The 21782-nt window shown below is 70.2% G+C and carries 19 protein-coding genes; 12 read left to right on the forward strand and 7 right to left on the reverse strand.

Annotated elements, in window-relative coordinates:
* Positions 1 to 86 precede the first annotated feature (86 nt).
* The gene (locus tag HUA78_RS35050; RefSeq protein WP_174459650.1) at positions 87 to 1565 is read left to right on the forward strand and encodes an ATP-binding protein; all 1479 of its coding nucleotides are present in this window, start codon (positions 87 to 89) and stop codon (positions 1563 to 1565) included.
* On the opposite strand, the gene HUA78_RS35055 is transcribed toward HUA78_RS35050, so the two are convergent.
* The 3 genes from HUA78_RS35055 to HUA78_RS35065 all read right to left on the reverse strand — a co-directional run bounded on the left by HUA78_RS35055 (position 1549) and on the right by HUA78_RS35065 (position 5149).
* A complete protein-coding gene (locus HUA78_RS35055) occupies positions 1549 to 3339 on the reverse strand; it encodes a methyl-accepting chemotaxis protein (protein WP_174459651.1) in 1791 nt (596 codons plus the stop codon). The genes HUA78_RS35050 and HUA78_RS35055 overlap by 17 nt on opposite strands.
* A gap of 211 nt (positions 3340 to 3550) precedes the next feature.
* Entirely contained in the window at positions 3551 to 4327 is a 777-nt protein-coding gene (locus tag HUA78_RS35060) for a TenA family transcriptional regulator (RefSeq protein WP_141648474.1), read from the reverse strand.
* A gap of 246 nt (positions 4328 to 4573) precedes the next feature.
* Positions 4574 to 5149, reverse strand: a complete 576-nt coding sequence (locus HUA78_RS35065) for an NUDIX hydrolase (protein ID WP_174454684.1) — start codon at positions 5147 to 5149, stop codon at positions 4574 to 4576.
* A 155-nt stretch (positions 5150 to 5304) separates the two neighbouring features.
* On the opposite strand from HUA78_RS35065, the gene HUA78_RS35070 reads away from it, so the two are divergent.
* Positions 5305 to 6711 (forward strand): sigma-54 dependent transcriptional regulator, encoded by a 1407-nt coding sequence (locus tag HUA78_RS35070; protein ID WP_141648476.1) that lies wholly within the window; start codon positions 5305 to 5307, stop codon positions 6709 to 6711.
* A gap of 173 nt (positions 6712 to 6884) precedes the next feature.
* Entirely contained in the window at positions 6885 to 7952 is a 1068-nt protein-coding gene (locus HUA78_RS35075; protein ID WP_141642236.1) for a TetR family transcriptional regulator, read from the forward strand.
* Here the strand turns inward: HUA78_RS35075 and HUA78_RS35080 are convergent.
* On the reverse strand, positions 7949 to 8488 hold the full coding sequence (locus HUA78_RS35080) for a hypothetical protein (protein ID WP_141642235.1): 540 nt from the start codon (positions 8486 to 8488) through the stop codon (positions 7949 to 7951). The two genes, HUA78_RS35075 and HUA78_RS35080, sit on opposite strands and share 4 nt — an antisense overlap.
* A 99-nt stretch (positions 8489 to 8587) precedes the next feature.
* On the opposite strand from HUA78_RS35080, the gene HUA78_RS35085 reads away from it, so the two are divergent.
* Positions 8588 to 9658: a hypothetical protein gene (locus HUA78_RS35085; RefSeq protein WP_141642234.1), complete on the forward strand. Its 1071-nt coding sequence runs from the start codon at positions 8588 to 8590 to the stop codon at positions 9656 to 9658.
* Positions 9659 to 9694: 36 nt separating this feature from the next.
* Here HUA78_RS35085 and HUA78_RS35090 read toward each other — a convergent pair whose 3' ends face one another.
* Positions 9695 to 10006, reverse strand: coding sequence for a tetratricopeptide repeat protein (locus tag HUA78_RS35090; protein WP_254613951.1), 312 nt, complete (start codon positions 10004 to 10006; stop codon positions 9695 to 9697).
* Between the two features lie 61 nt (positions 10007 to 10067).
* On the opposite strand from HUA78_RS35090, the gene rsfS reads away from it, so the two are divergent.
* The 4 genes from rsfS to gpmI all read left to right on the forward strand — a co-directional run bounded on the left by rsfS (position 10068) and on the right by gpmI (position 13981).
* Complete coding sequence (gene rsfS, locus HUA78_RS35095) at positions 10068 to 10646, forward strand: ribosome silencing factor (protein WP_174454681.1); 579 nt, start codon at positions 10068 to 10070, stop codon at positions 10644 to 10646.
* Entirely contained in the window at positions 10643 to 11107 is a 465-nt protein-coding gene (locus tag HUA78_RS35100) for a 23S rRNA (pseudouridine(1915)-N(3))-methyltransferase RlmH (RefSeq protein ID WP_141642232.1), read from the forward strand. Before rsfS ends, HUA78_RS35100 begins: the two co-directional genes overlap by 4 nt.
* Positions 11108 to 11200: 93 nt before the next feature.
* Positions 11201 to 12352 carry an RNA ligase RtcB family protein gene (locus HUA78_RS35105; protein ID WP_174478165.1) on the forward strand — a complete coding sequence of 384 codons (1152 nt, stop codon included), beginning with the start codon at positions 11201 to 11203 and terminating at the stop codon, positions 12350 to 12352.
* Between the two features lie 87 nt (positions 12353 to 12439).
* The gene (gpmI, locus tag HUA78_RS35110; protein ID WP_174478166.1) at positions 12440 to 13981 is read left to right on the forward strand and encodes a 2,3-bisphosphoglycerate-independent phosphoglycerate mutase; all 1542 of its coding nucleotides are present in this window, start codon (positions 12440 to 12442) and stop codon (positions 13979 to 13981) included.
* Positions 13982 to 13984: 3 nt separating this feature from the next.
* Here gpmI and HUA78_RS35115 read toward each other — a convergent pair whose 3' ends face one another.
* Complete coding sequence (locus HUA78_RS35115; protein ID WP_174478167.1) at positions 13985 to 14911, reverse strand: LysR family transcriptional regulator; 927 nt, start codon at positions 14909 to 14911, stop codon at positions 13985 to 13987.
* A 67-nt stretch (positions 14912 to 14978) separates the two neighbouring features.
* Between HUA78_RS35115 and HUA78_RS35120 the strand changes: the two genes are divergently transcribed.
* The gene (locus HUA78_RS35120) at positions 14979 to 15926 is read left to right on the forward strand and encodes an NAD(P)-dependent alcohol dehydrogenase (RefSeq protein WP_174467711.1); all 948 of its coding nucleotides are present in this window, start codon (positions 14979 to 14981) and stop codon (positions 15924 to 15926) included.
* Positions 15927 to 16032: 106 nt separating this feature from the next.
* Here HUA78_RS35120 and HUA78_RS35125 read toward each other — a convergent pair whose 3' ends face one another.
* Entirely contained in the window at positions 16033 to 16509 is a 477-nt protein-coding gene (locus HUA78_RS35125; protein ID WP_174454676.1) for an NUDIX hydrolase, read from the reverse strand.
* Positions 16510 to 16674: 165 nt separating this feature from the next.
* On the opposite strand from HUA78_RS35125, the gene HUA78_RS35130 reads away from it, so the two are divergent.
* The 3 genes from HUA78_RS35130 to HUA78_RS35140 all read left to right on the forward strand — a co-directional run bounded on the left by HUA78_RS35130 (position 16675) and on the right by HUA78_RS35140 (position 21723).
* Positions 16675 to 17376, forward strand: coding sequence for a ComF family protein (locus HUA78_RS35130; protein ID WP_174459658.1), 702 nt, complete (start codon positions 16675 to 16677; stop codon positions 17374 to 17376).
* 253 nt (positions 17377 to 17629) lie between these two features.
* The gene (locus HUA78_RS35135; protein WP_141642194.1) at positions 17630 to 18901 is read left to right on the forward strand and encodes an SBBP repeat-containing protein; all 1272 of its coding nucleotides are present in this window, start codon (positions 17630 to 17632) and stop codon (positions 18899 to 18901) included.
* Positions 18902 to 18999: 98 nt separating this feature from the next.
* Positions 19000 to 21723, forward strand: a complete 2724-nt coding sequence (locus HUA78_RS35140; RefSeq protein ID WP_174454673.1) for a M1 family metallopeptidase — start codon at positions 19000 to 19002, stop codon at positions 21721 to 21723.
* Positions 21724 to 21782: the final 59 nt, after the last annotated feature.

Below are 21782 nucleotides of genomic sequence, written 5' to 3' on the forward strand. Positions count from 1 at the left end.
GGGTGCCTCGGGCTTCTACCAGATGAGGGACGTCCGCTCGAAGACGGACCGCGCACGGGGGCGCTCGGCTAGAGTCCGCGCCACGCATGAGCGCGGAGCGACGAAACGCCTTCCCCTGGAGAGAGCTCCCCAGCCTGCTGTCGACGCGGCTGCTGGCGGCGTTCCTCGTCCCCACCCTGCTCTTCGTCGCGGTGGCGGGCACGGCCGTCTACCAACTGGCGCGCTCCATCCTCGAGGAGGAGCTGGGCACCAGCCTCTCCAACATCGCCGCCGCCACCGCCAGCCAGCTCAACGGAGAGCGCATGCTCACGATTGAGGCCGGCGACGACTCGGGTGGCACCCGGACGTGGCGCAACCTGGTGCGCCTGCTGGAAGGCGTGCGCGAGGCCAGCGGCGCGCGCCGCGTCTTCGCCGTGGACGTCCAGGGCCGGGTGCGCGCGGACGTGGGCGGCGGCCTGCCAGTGGGCTCGGAGGTGCCGGAGCTGGCGCGCGACAGGCTGGAGCTGGCGCGGGTCTTCGCGGGCGAGCACGCGGCCAGTCAGGTCCTCTTCACCGGCTCGGATGGGCGGCTGTACAAGACGGGTTATGCCCCCATCGTCCACGCCGGGAAGGTGGTGGGCGCGGTGGGCGTGGAGGGCAGCGCCGCGTTCTTCGGCCCGCTCCAGCACCTGTCGCGCACGTTCGTCATCATGGGCGCGCTGGCCCTCACCGCGCTCGCCATCATCGCGCTGCTCACCGCCCGGGGGCTGGCGCGTCCGCTCGGCCGGCTGATGGACTCCGCGCTGAGAATCGGCCGGGGAGACCTCACCACGCCCGTGCCTCCGGAGCCCACGCGCGAAATCGGCGTACTCGCCCGTGAGCTGGAGGTGATGCGCGGCGCGCTGGAGAGTCGGGACCGACAGTTGAAGATGATGCTCGCGGGCGTGGCCCACGAGGTGCGCAACCCCCTGGGCGGCATCGCCCTGTTCTCCGGCATCCTCCAGGAGGACCTGCGCGCGGGCGCCCACGAGGAGGCCCAGGAGCACGTCGAGCGCATCCAGCGAGAGGTCGCCTTCCTCCAGCGCATCGTCGAGGACTTCCTCGCCTTCGCGCGCGAGCAGCCCCTGGCCCGCGCCCCCGTGGAGGCCCCCGCCCTGCTCTCCGTCGTCCAGGAGCTGTCCTCCGCGGAGGCCAGCATCCGCGACGTGACGCTGGAGGTGGACGCCACGCCCGCCGTGCTGGAGGCCGACGGCAGCCTGCTCACCGCCGCGCTGCTGAACCTGGTGAAGAACGCGGTGCAGGCCTCCGCCTCCGGAGGCCGCGTGCGCATCTCCGGCGCCGAACACGACGGGCGCTACGCCATCCGCGTCCACGACGCCGGCGCGGGGGTACCGGAGGCCGAGCGCGAGCGCATCTTCGAGCCCTTCTTCACCACCCGCGAGAAGGGCACCGGCCTGGGCCTGCCCCTGGCGCGCAAGATTGCCCGCGCGCACGGGGGAGAGCTGCACCTGACGTCCGCGCCGGGCGACACGACGTTCACCCTGACGCTTCCACTGAGGCCCTCGGGCGTCAGCTCGCCACGTTGAACTGACGCGCCATCTGCCCCACCTCGCCCGAGACATGGGCCAGCGAGCGCGTGGCCTCCTGCGTGGACTCCAGCCGCTTCATCGTCGCGTCCATGATTTGCGACAGGTCGGCGATGGCGATGGAAATCTGGGAGATGCCGGCGTTCTGCTGCGTCACCGCGGCGGCGATCTGCCGCGCCGCGGCCGAGTTCTCCTGGGACATGAGCGACAGCTCGCGCAGCGAGTCTCCCGACGAGCGCATCTGGTCCAACCCCGTGCCGATGGTGCGCACGCCCTGCTCACCCATGCTCGCCGCGTCCCGGATGCCCTCGGTGATTTCCTGGAGGATGCGCCGGATGCGCTGCGTGGACTGGATGGACTGGTCCGCCAACGCGCGGACCTCCCGGGCCACCACCGCGAAGCCCTTGCCCTGCTCTCCCGAGCGCGCCGCTTCGATGGCCGCGTTGACGGCGAGCAGGTGGGACTGGGCCGCCAGGTCCTTCACCGTCTCGGTGATGTCGCCAATCTGCGTGGTGCTCTCCGCCAGCTTCGCCAGCCGCTGTTGGATTCCGTCCACCGCGCCGCGAATGTCCGCAAGCCCCGCCACGCTGCGCTCCACCGCCGCCTCGCCCTTGAGGCCCAGCTCCTCCGCGCGCTTCGCCACCTGGAGCACCGCGTCCGCCCGGTCCGCCGCCATGCGCGACGTGCGACGAATCTCCTCCGACGTCACCTGCGCCTCATGCAGCGCGGCGGCCTGCTTCGTGAAGCTCTGTTGTTGCTCGTCGTTGGCCGTGCGCAGGTGGCTGCCCGCCTCGCCCAGCCGCGCGGCCGACGCCTGGAGCGCCAGCGGAAGCTGTCGCAGCCGGGCCAGCACCGCGTTCATCCCCGCCGCCAGGTCTCCCACCTCGTCGGTGGACACCCACGCGGGCGCGACGACGCGTCCCGCCGCCACGGACTCGATGGCCTGTCCCACCGCCTCCGCCGCCCGCGCCTGACGGCGCGCCAGCATCCACGTGGTGATGCCCGGCAACAGCAGCAGCCCACCGACCCACGCCAGGCTGAAGGCCAGCTCTCCCGCCAGCACTCCGCCCAGCTCCATCAACATCCGCGCCGAGCGCTGCGCGCCCTCCGCCACCAGCTCCAGATGAAGCGTGTCGCGGATGCCCTCCAGCTTCACCATCACCACGCATCCGCTGAGCACCAGCGCGGCGACGATGGAGCCTCCAAAAGTGAAGGGCAGGAACCACGCCTGTCGGGGCCACGAGAAGCCGCCGCCCTGGAGCACCACCGTCGGGTCCTTGCGCTGCTCCTCGAGCGCCAGCGGCAGCAGCATCCGCTCCAGCGAGACGCTGATGGGAAAGCCCAGCAGCACGCCGCAGCACACGCCGATGATGGTGCCCAGCACGACGAGGCCCAAATCCTTGTGCCAGGTCAGACACACGTGGAGGCTGAACCAGAAGCCTCCCAGCGTCCATCCGACCCAGGACGTTCCCACCGCCACGCGCCACGGGAGTCGGAGGATGCGCTCCAGCCGCGCACCCGGCCTGTCACCCGCGTACGTCCGCAGCGCGCTGCCCACCAGCCACCGCATGAATACAGCGGGGTAGATCATCCCCAGGCCCACGAGGATGGGCGGCAACACCCACGCCACCGCCTTCACGCCCTCCCAGCCCGCCACTCCCATGGACATGCCATTGAGGTACGCGGCGATGGGCGCGGCTGGCACCACCCACGCCATGAACACCTTGAGCGCACGCCACCGATACTCGCGAATCACCTTGTCTTCGATGCTCATACCGGTCGCTTTCCCGCGTCATGCGGCCACGAAGAATCCATGCTGACGGGATGGCTCCAGACACCATTCTCCGCACGTCATCGAGTGGAAAGCGAGAGGGCCGCGCCCGGTTCCAGACACTGCACAACCGTCATGCCAGAGCTTGTTGAAAGACATACACATCCAGGAAAACCTCCTCCCCAAGCAAACAAGGGCGAGGAGGCGGTCGAGCTCAGTCCGCGCAGCAGGCGCGAATGGCCGCGGAGTACAGGCGCAGGGACTTGCGCGCGGCGGCGGCGACACGGGCGGGCTCGGTGCTCTCCGAGTCCACGGAGAGCTTGAGGATTTCGAGCGCTTCCACCGGGTGCAGGTCGTCGTAGCGGGCGTGGGCCTTGAGCCACATCATGGCGCTCGCGTCGATGCGCGCTCCATCCGAGGCGTAGCCCCGGAAGGGCTCCACCACCTCCTTCGTCCACACACCGGTGATGCCCTCGATGGCCCAGTTGGACGCGGCGATGCCCTCCGCCAGCGTGCCGCGCGCGCAGGTGTCGCGCAGGTGCGCGTGCAGCGCCTGGATTTCCGGCAACGGGCGCACGGAGAAGAGAGAGTCGGGCTCCATGCCGATGGCACGCACCCAGTCGATGAACCACTCCGCGTGTTTCGCCTCGACGCCCAGGTTCTGCAGGAGCCAGCGCCGGATGCTCGCGTCCCCTTCATGCCGCCCATACGTCGTCTTCGCGAGCGACAGGCCCATGTATTTGGGGAAGGACTCGACGATGAGGAAGAACTGCGACAGCACGCGCCGCCAGTACCCCAGCGGCGGGCGACGTCCCTCCGCCGTGTCGCGAAACAGCGGAGGCCAACAGGCCGCGTTCCAGTCCGCGCGCGTCGACTCCAGCATCGACTCCAGCCAGCGCGGATGCGGCGAGGGCTTCAGGGGCGGAGGCCCATAGCGACGCACGAGTGGCTCGAACGAGGGAACATTCACTTCCAGGCTGGTCGACGACATGGCTCCAGGACGCTCCTTTTCGCGGCGGGTGCCAGACCGACATGGCCCCCCCTCACCCGCCGGAGCGGCCCATAGTGGTGACAGCACCTGCACGCGGCCATGCAACTGTTCGCATGCGACGCTTTTCTCACCGCCATGTTTCAGAATTCGCTCTGGAGCACCCCGAGGGGTCTGTCGCACCGCGGCGTCTGTGTTTCCCCTTCCACACGCGAGGCCGCCCGCATGTCGCGGGCGGGCGGGCATGGCTCACGGCGTGCGGGCCACCGCGTGGCGCGCCTTCTCGAGCATGCGGCGCAAGGGCGCTTCATCGGCGCGGGCGAGCGCTTCGTCCCAGGTGAGCCACTGCGCGCCGGTGGACTCGGCGGGGTCATGCGCGAGCGACGCGGGGTCCTCCGCCACGACGAGGTAGCGCACGTCCAGGTGCTGGTGCTCGGGCTCGTCGCGCAGGGCGGGGATGGTGTGGATGTCCACGTCGAGCGGCCGGGGCGCTCGGGGGTGGAGCGTGACGCGGCAGCCGGTCTCCTCGCGGGCCTCGCGCAGCGCGGTGGTCTCCATCAGGCCTGCGTCCACGGCGTCCGCATGCCCGCCTGGTTGCAGCCAGCGCTTGAGCTTGCCGTGCAGCACCATCACCACGCGCGCGCCCTCCGGGTCCACCACCACGGCGCTGCCGGTGAAGTGCGCTTCGGGCTGCGCGCGGGAGAAGGGAGACGGCAGCGTGGCCGCGTGGTGGCGCATGCGCTCCAGATCTTCTCGCTCCTTGTCGTCCTGGGGGACATGGCGCGCGAGCAATTCACGCAGGGCGGCGGCGTTCGGGGATTCCATGCGCGCCCACGTACCCCTGGGGAGCCCTCGCGCGCCAGCGCCTTCTGGAAGCGGCCGACCGCCACGGTCCGGTGTAGGGTGCCGCCCCGGGTGTGCTCTCATGCGGACGCACCCGGGCGGCCGGCGCCCCCGTGGCATGAGGAAATCGAAACACCATGGCGCGCATTCTCGTCATCGACGACCACGACACGCTGCGCGAGGGGATGACCGTCACCCTCACGCGCTCCGGCCACGCCGTGTCCGCTGTCCGAGGCGGGGCGGACGGCCTGGCCGCATACCGCAAGGCCCCCTTCGACCTGGTCGTCACGGACCTCAAGATGGACGGCCTGGACGGCATCGCCGTCACGCAGGCGCTCAAGGCGCTGGACGCCTCCGCCGTCGTCATGGTGGTGACGGCCTTCGGCACCATTGAGACCGCCGTGCGGGCGATGCAGGAGGGCGCCTACGACTTCATCACCAAGCCCTTCACGCCCGACGTGCTGCGCGCCAAGGTGGACAAGGGCCTGGAGCTGGCCAGCACCCGGCGCAAGGTGGAGAAGCTGGAGGCGCGCACCGCCGCGCATGACGCGGACGCGGCGCTCTCCCACGGCAGCATGGTGGGCGACAGCGAGCCCATGCAGCGGCTGCTCAGCCAGGCACGCAAGGCGGCGCACAGCAACGCGACGGTGCTGGTGCGCGGCGAGAGCGGCACCGGCAAGGAGCTCATCGCCCGCATGCTGCATCAGGAGTCCCCGCGCAAGGACGGCCCCTTCGTCGTCGTGCACTGCGCGGCGCTGGCGGAGACGCTGCTGGAGAGCGAGCTGTTCGGCCACGAGCGCGGCGCCTTCACCGGCGCGGTGAAGCGCAAGCTGGGCCGCTTCGAGCTGGCCGACGGCGGCACCCTCTTCCTCGACGAAATCGGAGAGATTCCCCACTCGGTGCAGACCAAGCTCCTGCGCGTGCTGCAGGAGAAGGAAATCCAGCGCGTGGGCGGCGAGGAGACCCTCAAGGTGGACGTGCGCGTGGTGAGCGCCACGCACCGGGACCTCCAGGCCGAGGTCAAGGCGGGCCGCTTCCGCGAGGACCTCTACTACCGGCTGCACATCGTCCCGCTGATGCTGCCGCCCCTGCGCGAGCGCCCCGAGGACATCACCTCCCTGGCCCGGCACTTCGTGGCCAAGCACGCCCCCCGGGTGAACCGCCGGGTGACGGGCATGGATGAAGGCGCGCTGCGCGCCCTGGCCCGGCATGTGTGGCCCGGCAACGTGCGTGAACTGGAGAACGTCGTGGAGCAGGCGCTCGTCTTCGCCGAGGGCGACGTGCTCACCGTCACGGACCTGCCCTCGCACCTCACCGGCGCCGCGCCGCGCATGGACGCGGGGCTGCCCGTGCCCCATGGAGACCGACCCCTTCCAGACATCCTGGAGGATTTGGAGCGGCAGCTGATCGCCCGCGCCTACGAGAAGGCGGGGGGCGTGAAGACGGAGACCGCCCGGTTGCTGGGCATCAAGACGTCCGCGCTGTACTACAAGCTGGAGAAGTACGGCTTCCTCCCCAAGGGCACGCCACCCGACGAGGGGTAGTCTCGAAAATCCGTGACCCAGGGTCCCCTCCCCGTGACTTTCCACCGCCACCCCTCCCCCACCTGCCCCCACCTGGTGTGTCCAGGCGCCTGGAATCCCAGGGCTTTTCCCGGGCTCCGGTGGAGGAGAGGACAGAGCAGGCTGGCATCCGCTTTGCTCAAGGGAGGCCGCTGATGAGTCCCCGCCCCCTCGCGCTTTTGCTGTGCCTGCTCTGCGCCGTGCCCGTCTGGGCCGCGTCCGGGCTGGAGGCGGCGCGCTCGCGGGCGCAGGCGGCGAGGACGGAGGCGCGCTCGCTGCGCACCCAGCAGCAGGCGCTTCGGGACGAACTGCAGGGCGTGGCCGCGCGAATCGAGGCGCTGAAGGCGGAGCGCAAGGGTCGGCTGACGACGGGCACGGAGCTGGACGCGGCGCTGCGGCGCTCGCAGGAGCTGAGCGGCTCGCTCACCGGACTGGCGCAGGCGGTGTCCACGGCGGAGGGCGAGTCGGAGCGCGCGCACCTGGCGCTGCATCAGGCGCTGTCGGACGAGCTGGCGCGGCTGCGCGGCGCGTGGGACCAGACGGCGGACCGGGGCCAGCGCGCCACGCTGTTGGAGGCGCTGCGCACCACTCGCACGGAGCGGGACGCGGTGCGCGCGGCGCTGCCGGCCTCGCGGGTGCCCATGATGGACAAGGCCACCGCCGGCGGAGATGACCCGGAGGACCTGCTGGAGCAGGCGGACACGCTGCGTGACGCCGAGGACAAGGTGCGCGAGCGCCTCAAGTCCCTGCGCGCGCGCATCACCGAGGTGCGCGAGGAGAAGGACCTGGACCGGCGCATGAGCGACTTCCTCGGCGAGGAGTCCATGTTCGACGAGCAGGACCGTCGGCTGCGGCTGCGCATGCGCTCGGGGAACCTCCGCGTGGCGCCCAGCGACCGGGGCGGAGGCATGTTCGCCGGAGAGGCGGATGTCTCCGGGGGCCCGCCGCCAGGGGAGGGCACCGACAACCCGGGCATTCCCACCACGCCCCAGCCTGGCACAGGCACCGGCAGGGACCCCGCGCTTCCGGAGCCCGAGCCCGCGCGTGCCACGGACCGTCGCCCGCAGGTGGACGGCGTGCGCGCCCAGACACTCGCGGCTGGTGGCCCGGTGGACCTGGCGGCGATGGAGGCGGAGGCGAAGCGGCTGGAGGCCCTCGCCCACGAGCTGGACGGCCGGGCCGGCGCGCTGGAGCACCGCGCCCAGGAACTGGCGACGCCCTAGAGCAGTCCGGACTCGACTTCCAACCGCACCACCGCGCGCAGGCGGACTTCCCGCTCCGGCGTGCGGCCCTTGCCGCGGATGATGATGCTCATCGTCGGCGCGGACACGTAGGGCTGCATTTCCACGTCCCCCAAATCCAGCCTCAGCGTGGGGTTGGGCGGACGGAGATTCGAGCGCGCCAGGTCGTTCTTCCAGGCGATGCGCGACTCCCGGTCTCCCGCCCGGACGAAGAACTCCACGTTGTCCAGGAAGGTGAAGTCCACGTCGTTGGGGCTGAGAATCTGGAGCGACAGGGAGTCGACGTGGACGGACGTCACCTCGTCCTTGGAAAGCCCCTGGTTCTTGAAGTCCTGGTTCTGGTCGAAGTCCATCCCCGCCAGGCTGCTGATGGGGGGGAAGGCGTTGAGCTCCGTGCTACCGCCGGGCAGGGTCGCGGGCACGGTGGTTTCGCCCCTCACCTCGGTGATGAACGAGGACTGGGCGCAGGCGGCGAGTCCCAAGCCGACCGCCGCCGCGAGAAGTGAGACAGGGCGCATTCCACCAATGTACCGGGCGGCCGGCGTGACGTCACTGCCGCCAACCTGGCGAACGGGCCCGCCCTCCCGCGAGTGGGGCGTGCAGGCACGAGGCCGGCTATGTTGCCCGGCGTCGTGTCCCGCTCCCGCCCTACCCTCCTGGTCCTCCTCGTGTTGCTCGCCGCTCGGCCCGCGTCCGCGGTCGAGTGGGAGGGCGCGCTGAAGGGCACCGCGCGGCTGCTGGTGGACACCAACGCGCCACGCGACTTCTCCGACGGCAGCACGCCCTCGCCTGGAGCGGACCCGGCGCTGAGCGTGCTGGGCTCGGCCGAGGGGCGCGCGACGTTCGAGCGCACCCAGTTGGTGGGCCGCTACGAGCTGGGCGCGCGCAAGTACGTGGGCTTCTCGGATGAGGACACGCTCATCCAGACCGGGGCCCTGGAGGCGTCGCTGGCGCTGGGCACCGAGTTCGGCCTGGGGGCGGAGGGACACGCGAAGGACCGGCGGGGCGGCACGCGGGCGTACTCGGACCTGGGAGCAAGCGTGTTCGCCGAGTACGCGCCGGACGTGCGACTGGCGCTGCGGGTGCGGGCAGGCGCGCGTCGCTTCGTGTATCGGCCGGACAAGACAGCCAATTTCGGCGGGGCGGAGCTGGGCGTGGTGGGCCGCTACCGCTTCGACCGGCGCCACAGCCTGTCGCTCTTCGGTGACTGGGGCGCGCGCCGCTATGGTCCCCTGGCGCGGCCCAGGCCCGGCGCCTCCGGTGCTTCGTCCCTGGGCCGGCGCGAGGACGGCGCGCTCACGGCGGGCGCCAGCTACAACTACCGGGGCCCGGTGACGCTGGGGCTGACGTACGCGTACCAGGAAGTCACGTCCAACAGCTTCGGGGAGACGGTGCTGCGCCACCGCGTGACAGGCAACGCGGGGGTGCGCCTGCCCTGGAAGGTGACGCTGCTGGCGCAGGGTTCACTGGGCATCACCCGCTATCCGGATGGCATCTACCTGTCGCCCGAAATCATCCTCGTCGAGGAGGACGAGGGACAGAACTCCCTGTCCCTGAAGCTGGCGCGCCCGGTGTCGGAGCGGGTGGACCTGGAGGTGTCCTGGGGCCTGTGGAGCACCCGGCTGCCCCGCAATCAGCTCTCCTACTCGCGACAGGTGTTCGGCGTCGGCTTCACCTGGCGAGACTGAGCAGGCCCGGCGAGGACTCGAAGGCCCTCGTGTTCATCACAGGTCGGAGATGCGCTCGTCGATTTCCTCGGCGAGTCCCGGGTGGCCCTGGGCCAGGGCGTGCTCACGGGCCTGGGTGAGCACCTCGCGAGCCCGCTCCACCTGCCCGGCCCCGGAGAGCGCGTCCCCCAGGGAGACCAGGGCGGCGGCGTAGGTCGGGTCCAGACGCACGGCCGCCTCCAGGGCAGATGCCGCCTCGGCGTACTGCTTTCGCTCCAGGTACAACTTCCCCAGGGAGAAGTGGCTCATGGGGGAGTCCGGGAAGTCAGCGGCCATCTTCTTGAACTGTTCCAGGCGGGCGTCGCTCATGGACAACACCCCATAGAGGACCCATGCCGTGTTGCCAAGGGTGCGGTAGGGTGCGCCGCACATGGCAACGAAGAAGAAGACGACCCCACGAAAGAAGAGCGCGACCAAGGCCAAGGCCCCGGCGCGGAAGCAGAAGAAGACGGCGACGGGCAGGACGGCCCCCAAGGGCAAGGCTCCCGCTCCCAAGAAGGCGCCGGCTCGCAAGAAGACCCCGGGCAAGGTCCCCCTGAGGGCGAAGAAGAAGGCGAAGCTGCCAGGCGCCGCCCAACAGAAGGCGGGCCCGGCGGAGAACCCGCAGGCGCAGGCGCTGGCGCGGCGCATGGCCCAGCTGCTGCTCGACAAGAAGGCGCTGGACGTCGTCATCCTGGACGTTCGGGGCATGACGTCCTACGCGGACTACATCGTCATCGCCTCCGGCGAGAGCGACCGTCAGGTCAGCGCGATGGCGGAGAACGTCCACGTGCAGCTCAAGCAGGGCGAGCAGCCGGTGCGCGCGCTCGGCACCGAGGGCGTCGAGACGGGCCAGTGGGTGTTGCTCGACTACGGCGAGGTGGTGGCGCACCTGTTCCTCGCGGACCTGCGCGCGCACTATGACCTGGAAGGTCTCTGGGCGGACGCGAACCGGGAGAAGGTCTCCTGAAGGTCCGCCTCCTGACCATCGGCAAGGACCGCTCGGGTCTCTACGAGCCGGCGGTCCAGGAGTACGCCCGCCGCCTGGGCCACTACACCCGCTTCGAGCTGGTGGAGCTGACCGAGGCGAGCGGAAAGAAGCTCAAGCCGGGCGACGCGAAGGCCGCCGAGGCGGAGGCGATTCTCTCCAAGCGCAAGCCGCAGGACTGGGTCATCGCGCTGGACGAGCGTGGCTCGCTGCTCGACTCGGTGGAGCTCAGCCGCTACGTGGGCAAGGCTCAGACGGGCGCCAAGGACCTGCTCTTCGTCATCGGTGGTGACGAGGGGCTGGACTCGAGCGTGCGGGACGCGGCGAACCTCACGCTGTCCCTGTCAAAGATGACGCTGCCCCACCGGCTGGCGCGCGTGGTGCTCGTGGAGCAGCTCTACCGCGCGTTCACCATTCTCAAGGGCGAGCCGTACCACAAGTAGCCCACCAGGCGAGCAGGCGGCGGGAGCGGGACTCCGGTCCCTGCCGCGCTCGCCTGCGTCAGGCCCACCAGACAGGGGGCGTCAACGGGCCTCATGAGCACCGCCGGCACCCAGGCCCCCCTGACGTCTCCACCCGCGACCGTCCGCATCATCGCCTCGCCCCAATCGTGGGTGGAGGGAGAGGCGGTGCGGCAGTTGGAGGCCGTGGCGCGCCTGCCCGGCATGAGGCACGCGGTGGGACTTCCGGATTTGCACCCCGGCAAGGGCGCGCCGGTGGGTGCCGCCTTCACCTCGGAAGGCATCCTCTATCCATACCTGGTGGGCAGCGACATCGGCTGTGGCATGGGGCTGTGGGACGTGGGGATGTTGGCGCGCAAGGCCAAGGCGGAGCGTTGGGCGGCGAAGCTGGACGTCGAGGGTGCCTGGAGCGGAGACGCGGAAGGCTTCCTGGCGGAAGAAGGCGTGAAGGCCTCCGGGTTCGAGGCGGCGCTGGGGACGGTGGGCGGCGGCAACCACTTCGCGGAGGTGCAGCGGGTGGACGCGGTGCACGACGCGGAGGGCTTCGCGGCGCTGGGGCTGGCGGCGGACCGGTTGCTCCTGCTGGTGCACTCCGGCTCACGTGGACTGGGCGAGGCGATTCTCCGGGCCCACGTGGACCGGCATGCGGCGGGCGGGTTGGCGGAGGACTCGGACGATGCGCGGGCGTATCTGACGCGGCATGACCACGCGGTGGCGTGGGCTCGGGCGAACCGTGCGCTGGTGGCGCGGCGGGTGCTGGATGGGATTGGCGCTCCGGCCCGTCGGGTGTTGGATGTCTGCCACAACAGCGTGACGCCTCGGCGGGACGCGGGTGGCACACGGTGGCTGCACCGCAAGGGCGCGGCGCCCTCGGACGAGGGGCCCGTGGTGATTCCGGGCAGCCGTGGCGCGCTGAGCTATCTGGTGGTTCCGCTGGGGGATGGGACGGGCAGCGCGTACAGCCTGGCGCATGGCGCGGGCCGCAAGTGGACGCGCACGGCCGCACGCGAGCGCATGAAGGAGCGCTTCACCGCGGAGTCGCTCACGCGCACCCCCTTCAAGAGTCACGTCGTCTGCGAGAACAAGGACCTGCTCTTCGAGGAGGCGCCGCCCGCGTACAAGCCGATTGACCGCGTGGTGACGGACCTGGTGGAGGCGGGGCTGGTGCGGGTGGTGGCCACCCTGGCGCCGGTGCTGACGTACAAGACGCGCTCCCGCGAGGAGTAGCGCGGCCCCGAGCCCGGAGCCCGGAAACGGGGTGGTCCGGTGCTTTTTGCCCTCTCCGTCCGGCGCCTGCGTGGTTAGGGTTCGGGCATGACTGCCGCGCACAAGGTCCTGCTCTGCATTTTGGATGGCTGGGGCATCCGTCACGAGCGAGAGGCGAATGCCATCCTCCTGGCCGGAACCCCGCACCTCGACAAGCTGACGAGCCCCTACCCGTTCACCGAGCTACAGACCTCGGGACTGGCCGTGGGCCTGCCCGAGGGGCAGATGGGCAACTCGGAGGTCGGCCACACCAACATCGGCGCGGGCCGAATCGTCTACCAGGACCTGGTGCGCATCAACCGCGCGGCGGAGTCCGGGGAGCTGGCGCGAAACCCCGTGCTGCGCGCCGCGATGGACGGCGTGAAGGCGGACGGCAAGGCGCTGCACCTGTTGGGGCTGGTGTCTCCGGGCGGCGTGCACTCGTCGATGGAGCACCTGTACGCGCTGCTGAAGGCCGCGCGTGAGCGGGGCGTCGCGCACGTCTACGTGCATGCGTTCCTGGATGGGCGCGACACGCCGCCGCAGAGCGCGCTGGGCTACGTGGAGGAGCTGGAGCGCTTCCTTCACGAGACGCACACGGGGCGCATCGCCACGGTGAGCGGGCGCTATTACGCGATGGACCGCGACAAGCGCTGGGACCGGGTGCAGCTCGCGTACGAGGCGCTGGTGTACGGCAGGGGGCCCAAGGCTCCGGACGCGCTGAGCGCGATTCGCGCCTCGTACGCGGAGAAGGTGACGGACGAGTTCGTGAAGCCCACGGTGCTGGCCAGCGGGGACGGCACTCCCGTGGGCCGCATCCAGGATGGGGACACGGTGCTGTTCTTCAACTTCCGCGCGGACCGCGCGCGGGAGCTGACGCAGGCGCTGGCGTACCCGAGCTTCAAGGACTTCGACCGGGGTGGGCTGCGGTTGGGGCGCTACGTCTGCATGACCCAGTACGACGAGACGTTCGATTTGCCGGTGGTCTTCGCGCCGGACCAGCCGCAGGACATCTTCCCGGAGCTGCTGTCGCGTCAGGGCTTGCGCCAGTTCCGCACGGCGGAGACGGAGAAGTACGCGCACGTGACGTTCTTCTTCAACGGCGGGCGCGAAGTCGTCTACCCGGGAGAAGACCGGCACCTGGTGCCCAGCCCGCGTGACGTGAAGACGTACGACTTGAAGCCGGAGATGTCGGCGCGCGAGGTGACGGCGGAGCTGGTGCGTCGGCTGGACTCGGGCACGTATGACTTCGCGCTGGCGAACTTCGCCAACCCGGACATGGTGGGACACAGCGGCCGGCTGGACGCGGCGATGCAGGCGGTGCGCGTGGTGGACGAGTGCCTGGGAGTGCTCGGCAAGGCGTGCGAGCGCAACGGCTGGGTGATGGCCATCTCCGCGGACCACGGCAACTGCGAGCAGATGGTGGACCCCATCACCGGCGAGCCGCACACCGCGCACACGCTCAACCCGGTGCCGTTCCACCTCATCCATCCCGCGTTCCGGGGGCAGAAGCTGCGCCCCGGCATCCTCGCGGACATCGCCCCCACGCTGTGCAAGGTGATGGGCCTGCCCCAGTCCAAGGAGATGAACCGGCAGGGCGTGCTGCCGTGAGGCCTATCGCGTCGCGGGGCGCGGGAGCCCCGAGACGCGCACGGCTTCCTGCAGGAGGGCCCGAAACCAGACGTGCTTCGGGTCCCGCTCGTGCCTCGGGTGCCACGACAACTCCATCTCGATGGTGGGCAGCTCGAAGGGAAGCGGTCTCACCACGATGCCCCACTCCCGGGCTCGCGCCTGGGCAAAGCTGCGCGGCAGGACGGTGATTCGGTCCGAGGCGACGAGCAGGGGCATCGCCAGCGCGAACGAATTCACGACGCGCGCTATCCTCCGGGTGAGTCCCTGCGTTTCGAGCAGCGCGTCCACCGCGCCCCGCTGAGTCCGCCCCAGGGGCGCGACGAGGAGGTGCTCGGCCGCCGCGAAGCGCCGAATCGTCCACGGCCCCTTGAGGAGCGGATGCCCCTTGCGGAGCACGCAGACGAAGTCGTCCAGGAACAGCTTCTCCGACGAGAGTCCCCGCTCCCGGGCAGCCCCCGGCATGATGGCCAGGCCGTCGTTCTCTCGCAGGAACGCCGCGAGGTCGACCGTCATCGTGTGGACGGAGAGACGCGCTCGTGGAGCCCGCGCGGTCAGCAACCCATCGAGCGCTGATAGCAGGACCTCCGCCACGCGGTCCGAGGTCGCGAGGATGAGCTCGCCGTCGTACGCGCTCGGCTCGAACGGCACGCCCACGACGAAGAGGCGCTCCGCGGCGGCCAGGACTTCACGCGCGGGCCCGCGAAGCTGCTCCCCCAGAGCGGTCCTCGTGAGCGTCCGCCCTGTCCGGACCAGCAGCGCGTCATCGAAGTCGCGGCGCAGACCTCTCAACGCATTGCTCGCCGCCGCGGGCGTGATTCCCAGTCTCCGCGCGGCCCGGGCGACATGGCCCTCCTCCAGCAGGAAGTGGAGTGCACGCGCGTGGTTCAGGTCGAACGTCGAGACATTCATTTCATGAAGCATAGGCCTTCCGAACATCAAGTTCCGCGAATGGCTCAGTGGACTTACTCCTTTCCGCATGAAAACCGTGACCTACGAACGCTTTGGTGGTCCTGACGTCCTGACCCTCTCCGACGTGGCCCCGCCGGCTCCTCGCGCCGGGCACCTCGTCGTGCGCGTGCGTGCCGTGTCCATCAACCCGCTCGACGGAAAGATTCGGCGAGGCGATGCCCGGCTGCTCAGTGGCACGAGGTTCCCGAAGACCCCGGGCCTCGATTTCGCGGGTGTGGTGGAGCAGGTGGGTGAGGGCGTGTCCGGCTTCCGCGTCGGGGACGACGTCTTCGGCGGCATGGGCTCCTTCAAGGCGGGCTACCTCTCCGAGCACATCTCCGTCCCGGCGCGAGTCGTCGCGAAGGTGCCCAGGTCGCTGGACGCCGTGCAGGCCGCGGCCGTCGCGGTCGTCGGACTCGCGGCCCGGACCGCCGTGCGAGCCGTCGCGCGCATCAAGGAGGGTGACCACGTGCTGCTCAACGGCGCCAGCGGAGGGCTGGGGCCGTACGCCCTCCAGCTCGCCAGACGGGCGGGGGCACACGTCACGGCGGTCAGTGGCACCGACGGCGTCGCGTTGGCTCACGAACTCGGCGCTGACACGGTCATCGACTACCAGCGCGACTCCATCCTGGCGTCAGGGAAGACCTTCGACGCGGTGCTCGACCTCTCCGCGCGGCTTCCCTTCAGCGAGGCTCGCGCCCTCCTGGAGCCCCACGGCGTCTACGTCGACTTCGAGCCGGGCCCCTGGAAGCTCGCCAGCGCCGCCGTCCAGAACCCGTTCCGCGCCCAGAAGCACCGCTTCGTCATCACCCAGTCCACCACGGCCGCCCTCGAGGAACTGGGCCGGCACTTCGACGCGGGCGAGCTGACTCCTGGCCCCACGCAGGTGTTCGAGCTCTCCGACCATCGGCGCGCCTTCGAGGTCGCCGAGAAGCGTGGACTCGTCGGCAAGGTCGTCATCCGGCTCGGTGACTGAGTCAGGGACAGTCCGTCACCGCGGTGGGTCCCCGGACAGAAAGGCCCTTCGACCGCGAGCCCCTCGTGGATGGCACCGAGCGTCGAACCAGACGCTGGCCGTGGGCTCACCCACGCGCTTCGTCATCGGGCAGCAGCGTGCACAGCAACGCGTCGTCGGGTCCGAGCGGGCGCCAGCCAGAGGGCGGTGGAGAAGTCCGGAGCGAGACGCGGGCGTTCTCTACGCGCTTGCGATGCGTCTCCGGAATGTCGGTGGACCAGAAGGTCAGCAGCTTGGCGACCACGAAGCGGGACTCGTCGTCCATGACCTCGGGCCAGCCATTCGGAAGGTACTCGGCCATGTTGCGCACCAGCGCGTCCCGAACGAAGCGGGTGACCTGCTCGCGGGACTCCGCCTCGGAGCGCAGCACACTCAGAATCTGGAGACCGGCGACCTCTCCCTTCCCGAGCTCATCCGCCAGTCCCATCAGCGAGACGGCGGGCCGTGCATCCGCGAAGGCGGTCAGCGAGTCGTAACCCCGCTCGCGGACCCGCGCATACAGGCGAACCCTCCAGTTCCCCTGCCAGACCCGCCCACCGCTCATCTGCGTCTCCCTGGGATGAAGTTCATCGGGACGCCGTGGAACGTCATGCGCTCCGCAACGATGTCGAGGAACCCGGTGGCGCGTCAACATCCCCCCGGGTGCGGGAGCATCACCGCCAACTCCTGACTCGACAGCGTGGCATCCCCGCTGCAAGCCACCCCCCGCATGCTCAGAGCCCTGCTGGACGTCCTCTACCCTCCCGCGTGCATCGCCTGCGCGAGAGTCCTTCCCGGTCCCGGGGCCTTCTTCTGCGAGACGTGTGACACGGCCCTGGAGCGCTTGCCTCCCGGGTGCTGCCGCACCTGCGCCGAGCCCGGCACCTTCCCTGGCGGCTCATGCCCGCGCTGCCGGGCCCACCCTCCACCCTTCTCCCGCGCCTGGGCCCCCTTCGCGCACGAGGGCCCCCTCGCGCGAGCCATCCACCGCTTCAAGTACGAGGACCATCCGGAGCTCGCCGGGCCCCTCGCGGAGCTGCTCGCGGACGAGGCGAGGAGCTTCCTCTCCCGGTCCCCGGACCGCGTGGTGGCGCTCCCCCTGCACACGCGCCGGTATCACTCGCGCAAGTACGACCAGGCCCAGCTGCTCGCGGGCTCGTTGGCGAAGTGCGTGGGCCGACAAGCTCCGGTGGGTTGGCTCACACGCACGCGAGAGACACAGCGACAGGTGGGCCTCACCGAAGCGGAGCGCGCCGACAACGTCGCGGAGGCCTTCACCGCGTCGTCCGACGTCACGGGACACGAGGTGCTGCTGCTCGACGATGTCTTCACCACTGGCGCCACGGCCCGCGCCGCGGCCATCGCCCTGCACGCGGCTGGCGCCACCCGCGTCGAAGTGCTGACGCTCGCGCGCGCCTTCACCCTCACCTGAGCGAGCCGCCCGAAACCCACGTGTCACGTTGAGACACCCGCACGTCACCAGACCACCACGCACTGAAGCTGTCACACCGCGTCATCTGCAACGGGGTCAACAACAACTCACGCCCGGGTCAAACACAGCTTCGGGCTGTCTTTCATTACCCATCTTCCACGCGCACGCGTCCCGTGGTCTTGCATACTTGCCGTGGTGACAGATTTCCCATCCGCTCCACGGCTCAGTTCCCCCACTGAGAATGGAGTCCGAGATGAAACACCCCCTGTTGAGCACGTTCGCCGTGGCTGGTGCCGTCTGCGCGCTGGGCGCCCCCTCCTCCGCCGAGGCCCAGGTTCCTCCTCCGAGTTGGGTCCGCCAGCTCGGCGCCAACATCGATGAGCAGGCCCAGGCTGTCGCCGTCTCCGGCAACAGCGTCTACGTCGTGGGCCACACCTCCAGCCAGCTTGGCCCGGAGCCGAAGGCCGGTGGCCTGGACGTCTTCCTCGCGAAGTACGACACCGCCGGCACGCTGCAGTGGGTGCACCAGCTGGGCACCGCGCAGGATGACCGCGCCACGGCCGTGGCCACCGACGCGGCTGGCAACGTCTATGTCACCGGCCACACCTTCGGCGGCTTCGGCTTCTACGTGAACGCGGGCGGGCTCGACTACTTCGTCACCCAGTACGACGCGCAGGGCAACCAGCAGTGGCTGCGGCAGAACGGCACGCAGATGGATGACTTCGCCACCGGCATCGCCGTCGCCGACAACGACAAGGTCTTCATCTCCGGCTACACCGGCGGCAGCTTCGCCAACGGCGGCAACCCCAACAACTACGACATCATCGTTGCGCTCTACGACGACGGCGGCAACCCGTACTGGCTCCAGCAACTCGGCTCGCCCAGCAGCGACATGGCGCGCGGCATCGCCGTGACGTCCACCTATGAAGTCTACGTGGTGGGCAACACGTTCGGCAGCCTCGACGGCGTCACCACGCCCGTGGGCACCGACATCTTCCTCATGAAGCTCGACATCCTCGGCACCCAGCAGTGGGTCCGCCAGGTCGACAGCTCCGACCTCGACGACGCCAAGGGCGTCGCCGTGAGCGCGGATGGCGGCGTCTACATCGCGGGTGAGACGTTCGGCACGCTCGACGGCAACACCAACAATGGCCTCATCGATGTGCTGCTCGCGCGCTATGACGCCTCCGGCAATCGCGAGTGGAGCCGCCTGCTCGGCGGGACGCAGACCGACTACGCGTTCGGCGTCGCCGTCGCCCCCAATGGCACCGTGCAGGTGACGGGCTACACGACCGCTTCACTGGACGGCAACGCCTACGCGGGCTCCCAGGACGTGTTCCTCTCCCGCTTCGACGCCCTCGGCAGCAAGATTGGCACCCGCACGCTCGGCACGAACCGCTCGGACATCGGACGGGGTGTGGCCGTGGATGCCTCGGGAAACACGTACGTCACCGGATTCACCTTCGGCGGCCTGGCGGGCAACCCCAGCGCCGGCGGCTACGACGCGTTCCTCTGCCGCTTCTGATGGAATCCGGCTCTGCCGGCACCCACGCGGAATTCATAGACACGCATCGCCGCGCCCTTCTCGGTAGCCAAACGCGAGGGGCGCGGTAGCCTCGCGGCATGCGCAGGCACCTCCTCCTCCTCGTCCCCGCGTTGGTCTCGCTTCACTGTACCCACGCCACCGAGACCACCGTCCCCTCCAAGCCCGAGGCCACGGCGGCGGCGACGCCCGAGTGGCCCGAAGCCCAGCCCCCCGCGCTGCGGCTCCCGGACACCGTCCAGCCCACCCACTACACGCTGGACCTGAAGCTGCTGTCCTCGGAGCCGACGTACTCGGGCACCGTCACCATCGACGTGGACGTGCGCGAGCCGGTGCGCCAGGTCTGGCTGCACGGACAGGATTTGGACGTGAGCGCGGCCCGCGTGGAGAAGGACTCGCTCACGCTGGAGGCCCGGGCCGTCACCGCGAGCGACGGACGACTCGGCCTGCTGCTGCCGGAGACGCTCGCGCCTGGACGCGCGCGCATCGTCATCACCTTCTCCGGCAAGGTGGATGCCGAGCGCAGCCGGGGCATCTACTCGCAGGAGGAAGGCGGCAACAACTACCTCTACACCTTCTTCGAGCCGGTGGACGCGCGCCGCGCCTTCCCCTGCTTCGACGAGCCGACCTTCAAGGTACCCTGGCGGCTGCGCTTCACCGTGAAGGCCGGTGACGTGGCGCTCGCCAACCACGCCATCGAGGCGAAGGAGACGCTGCCCGACGGGCTCCAGCGCATCACCTTCCGCGACAGCAAGCCCATGCCCAGCTACCTCGTGGCCTTTGTCGTGGGCCCCTTCGACGTGGTGGACGCGGGCACCACCGGCCGCAACAAGGTGCCGCTGCGCTTCATCGTCCCCAAGGGTCGCGGCCCGGAGACGGCGTACGCGGCGAGCGTCACCCCGCGCATCGTCACCGTGCTCGAGGACTTCTTCGACCAGGCCTACCCGTACGAGAAGCTCGACGTCGCGGTGGTGCCTCGCTACTGGGGCACCATGGAGCACCCGGGCCTCGTCGCCCTGGGTCAGCCCCTGACGCTCATCCGCCCCGGCGAGGAAACGCTCCAGCGCCGCAAGTGGTACGTCAACATCGCGGGCCATGAACTGGGCCACTACTGGTTCGGCAACATCGTCACCTGCCGCTGGTGGGACGACATCTGGCTGAACGAGTCGCTGACGTCGTGGCTGGACCGCAAGCAGATGGACGGGTTCGACCCGAGCTGGGGCTTCGGTCAGGACGCCAGCACCCACGCGCTGTCCGGCGCCATGAGCGCGGACGAGCTCGCCGCCGCGCTGCCGGTGCGCAAGCCCGCGACGACGCATGACGAGGTCATCGGCTCCTTCGACAACTCCACCACCTACGCCAAGGGCTCGGCCATCATCGGCATGTTCGAGTCCTGGCTGGGACCGGACAAGATGCGCGACATGCTGCGCACCCACGTGCGCAAGCACGAGTGGGGCACCGCGACGTCCGACGACTTCGCCACCACGCTCTCGGAGACCGCGGGCCCCGACGTCGCCCGCTCCTTCCGAAGCTTCATCGACCAGCCGGGCGCCCCCCGCGTCTCCGCCCAGGTGCAGTGCGACGCCGGCAAGCGGCCGAAGCTGAAGCTGTCCCAGGAGCGCTACCTGCCCGCGGGCTCCAACGCCTCCAAGGACCAGACCTGGTCCGTCCCCGTGTGCGTGCGCGCGGGTGTCGGCGCGGAGGACGTGCGCGTCTGCCAGCTGCTCTCCGAGAGCACTGGAGAGCTGGAGCTGCCGCTCGAGAAGTGTCCCCAGTGGGTCCTGCTCAACGCGGGCGGCATGGGCTACTACCGCGCGGGCTACTCGTCCCAGCAGCTCACCCAGGTGCTCGCCGCGACGCAGAAGACGCTGTCGGTGCCGGAGCGGCTGGCGCTCCTCGCGGACGTGGAGGCGTCGGTGCGCCGGGGTGACCTGCCGCTCGGCGAGGCGCTGAAGATGGTGCCGGCGACCGCGTCCGACGCGAGCCGCTCCCTCGTCATGGGCGGCGCCCGCCTGCTCTACCTGGTGAACGAGGACCACCTCACCCCGGCCGAGCGCGCACGCTTCCGCACCTGGGTGGGGCAGCTCTACGGCGCTCGCGCCAAGGCCCTGGGCTGGTTGCCCAAGAAGAACGACAGCGACGAACTGAAGCAGACGCGCTCGCTGCACCTCGCCCTGGCGACGATGACGGGACACCACCCCGCCCTGGTGCGCGAGGCCCAGGGCCTGGCGACCCAGTGGCTCGCGAAGCGAGACAGCGTGGACCCGGAGGCCGTGCCGCTGGTGCTGTCGGTGGCCGCGCGCAACGCCGACCGCGCCCTCTACGACACGCTGCTCGCCCGCGCGCGCAAGGCGGAGGACCGCAACGAGCGCAGCCAGATGATCAACGTGCTCGCCAGCTTCCGGGACCCGGCCCTGGTGAAAGAGAACCTGACCCTGGCCATGACGGAGTTCGACGTGCGCGACGCGCGCCCGCTGTTCGCCGGGGCCTTCTCCGAGCCGGAGACGCGCGAGGTGGCGTGGAGCTTCTACCGCGAGCACTTCGACACGCTCGCCACCCGCGTCCGCTCGGACGAACTGGGCTGGCTCATCGCGATGACGGGCTCGCTCTGTGACGACAAGCACCGCGCGGAGCTGGAGGCCTTCCTTGGCCCCCGCGTCGACAAGCTGGAGGGCGCGCCGCGCGCCTACGCCCGGGCGCTGGAGTCCATCCGCCTGTGCGTGGAGTCGGACCGCCTGCAGCTCGAAAGCGTGCGGTCCTTCCTGCGCCGCCCGCCTCCCGTCACCAGCACTCCGGCGAAGTAGGATTCACCGCAGAGGCTCCCTCGTCAGTTGAGGGAGCCTCCCGCCGCGTCAGGCCGACA

Source organism: Myxococcus sp. CA033 (genome assembly GCF_013336625.1).
GTDB lineage: Bacteria > Myxococcota > Myxococcia > Myxococcales > Myxococcaceae > Myxococcus > Myxococcus llanfairpwllgwyngyllgogerychwyrndrobwllllantysiliogogogochensis.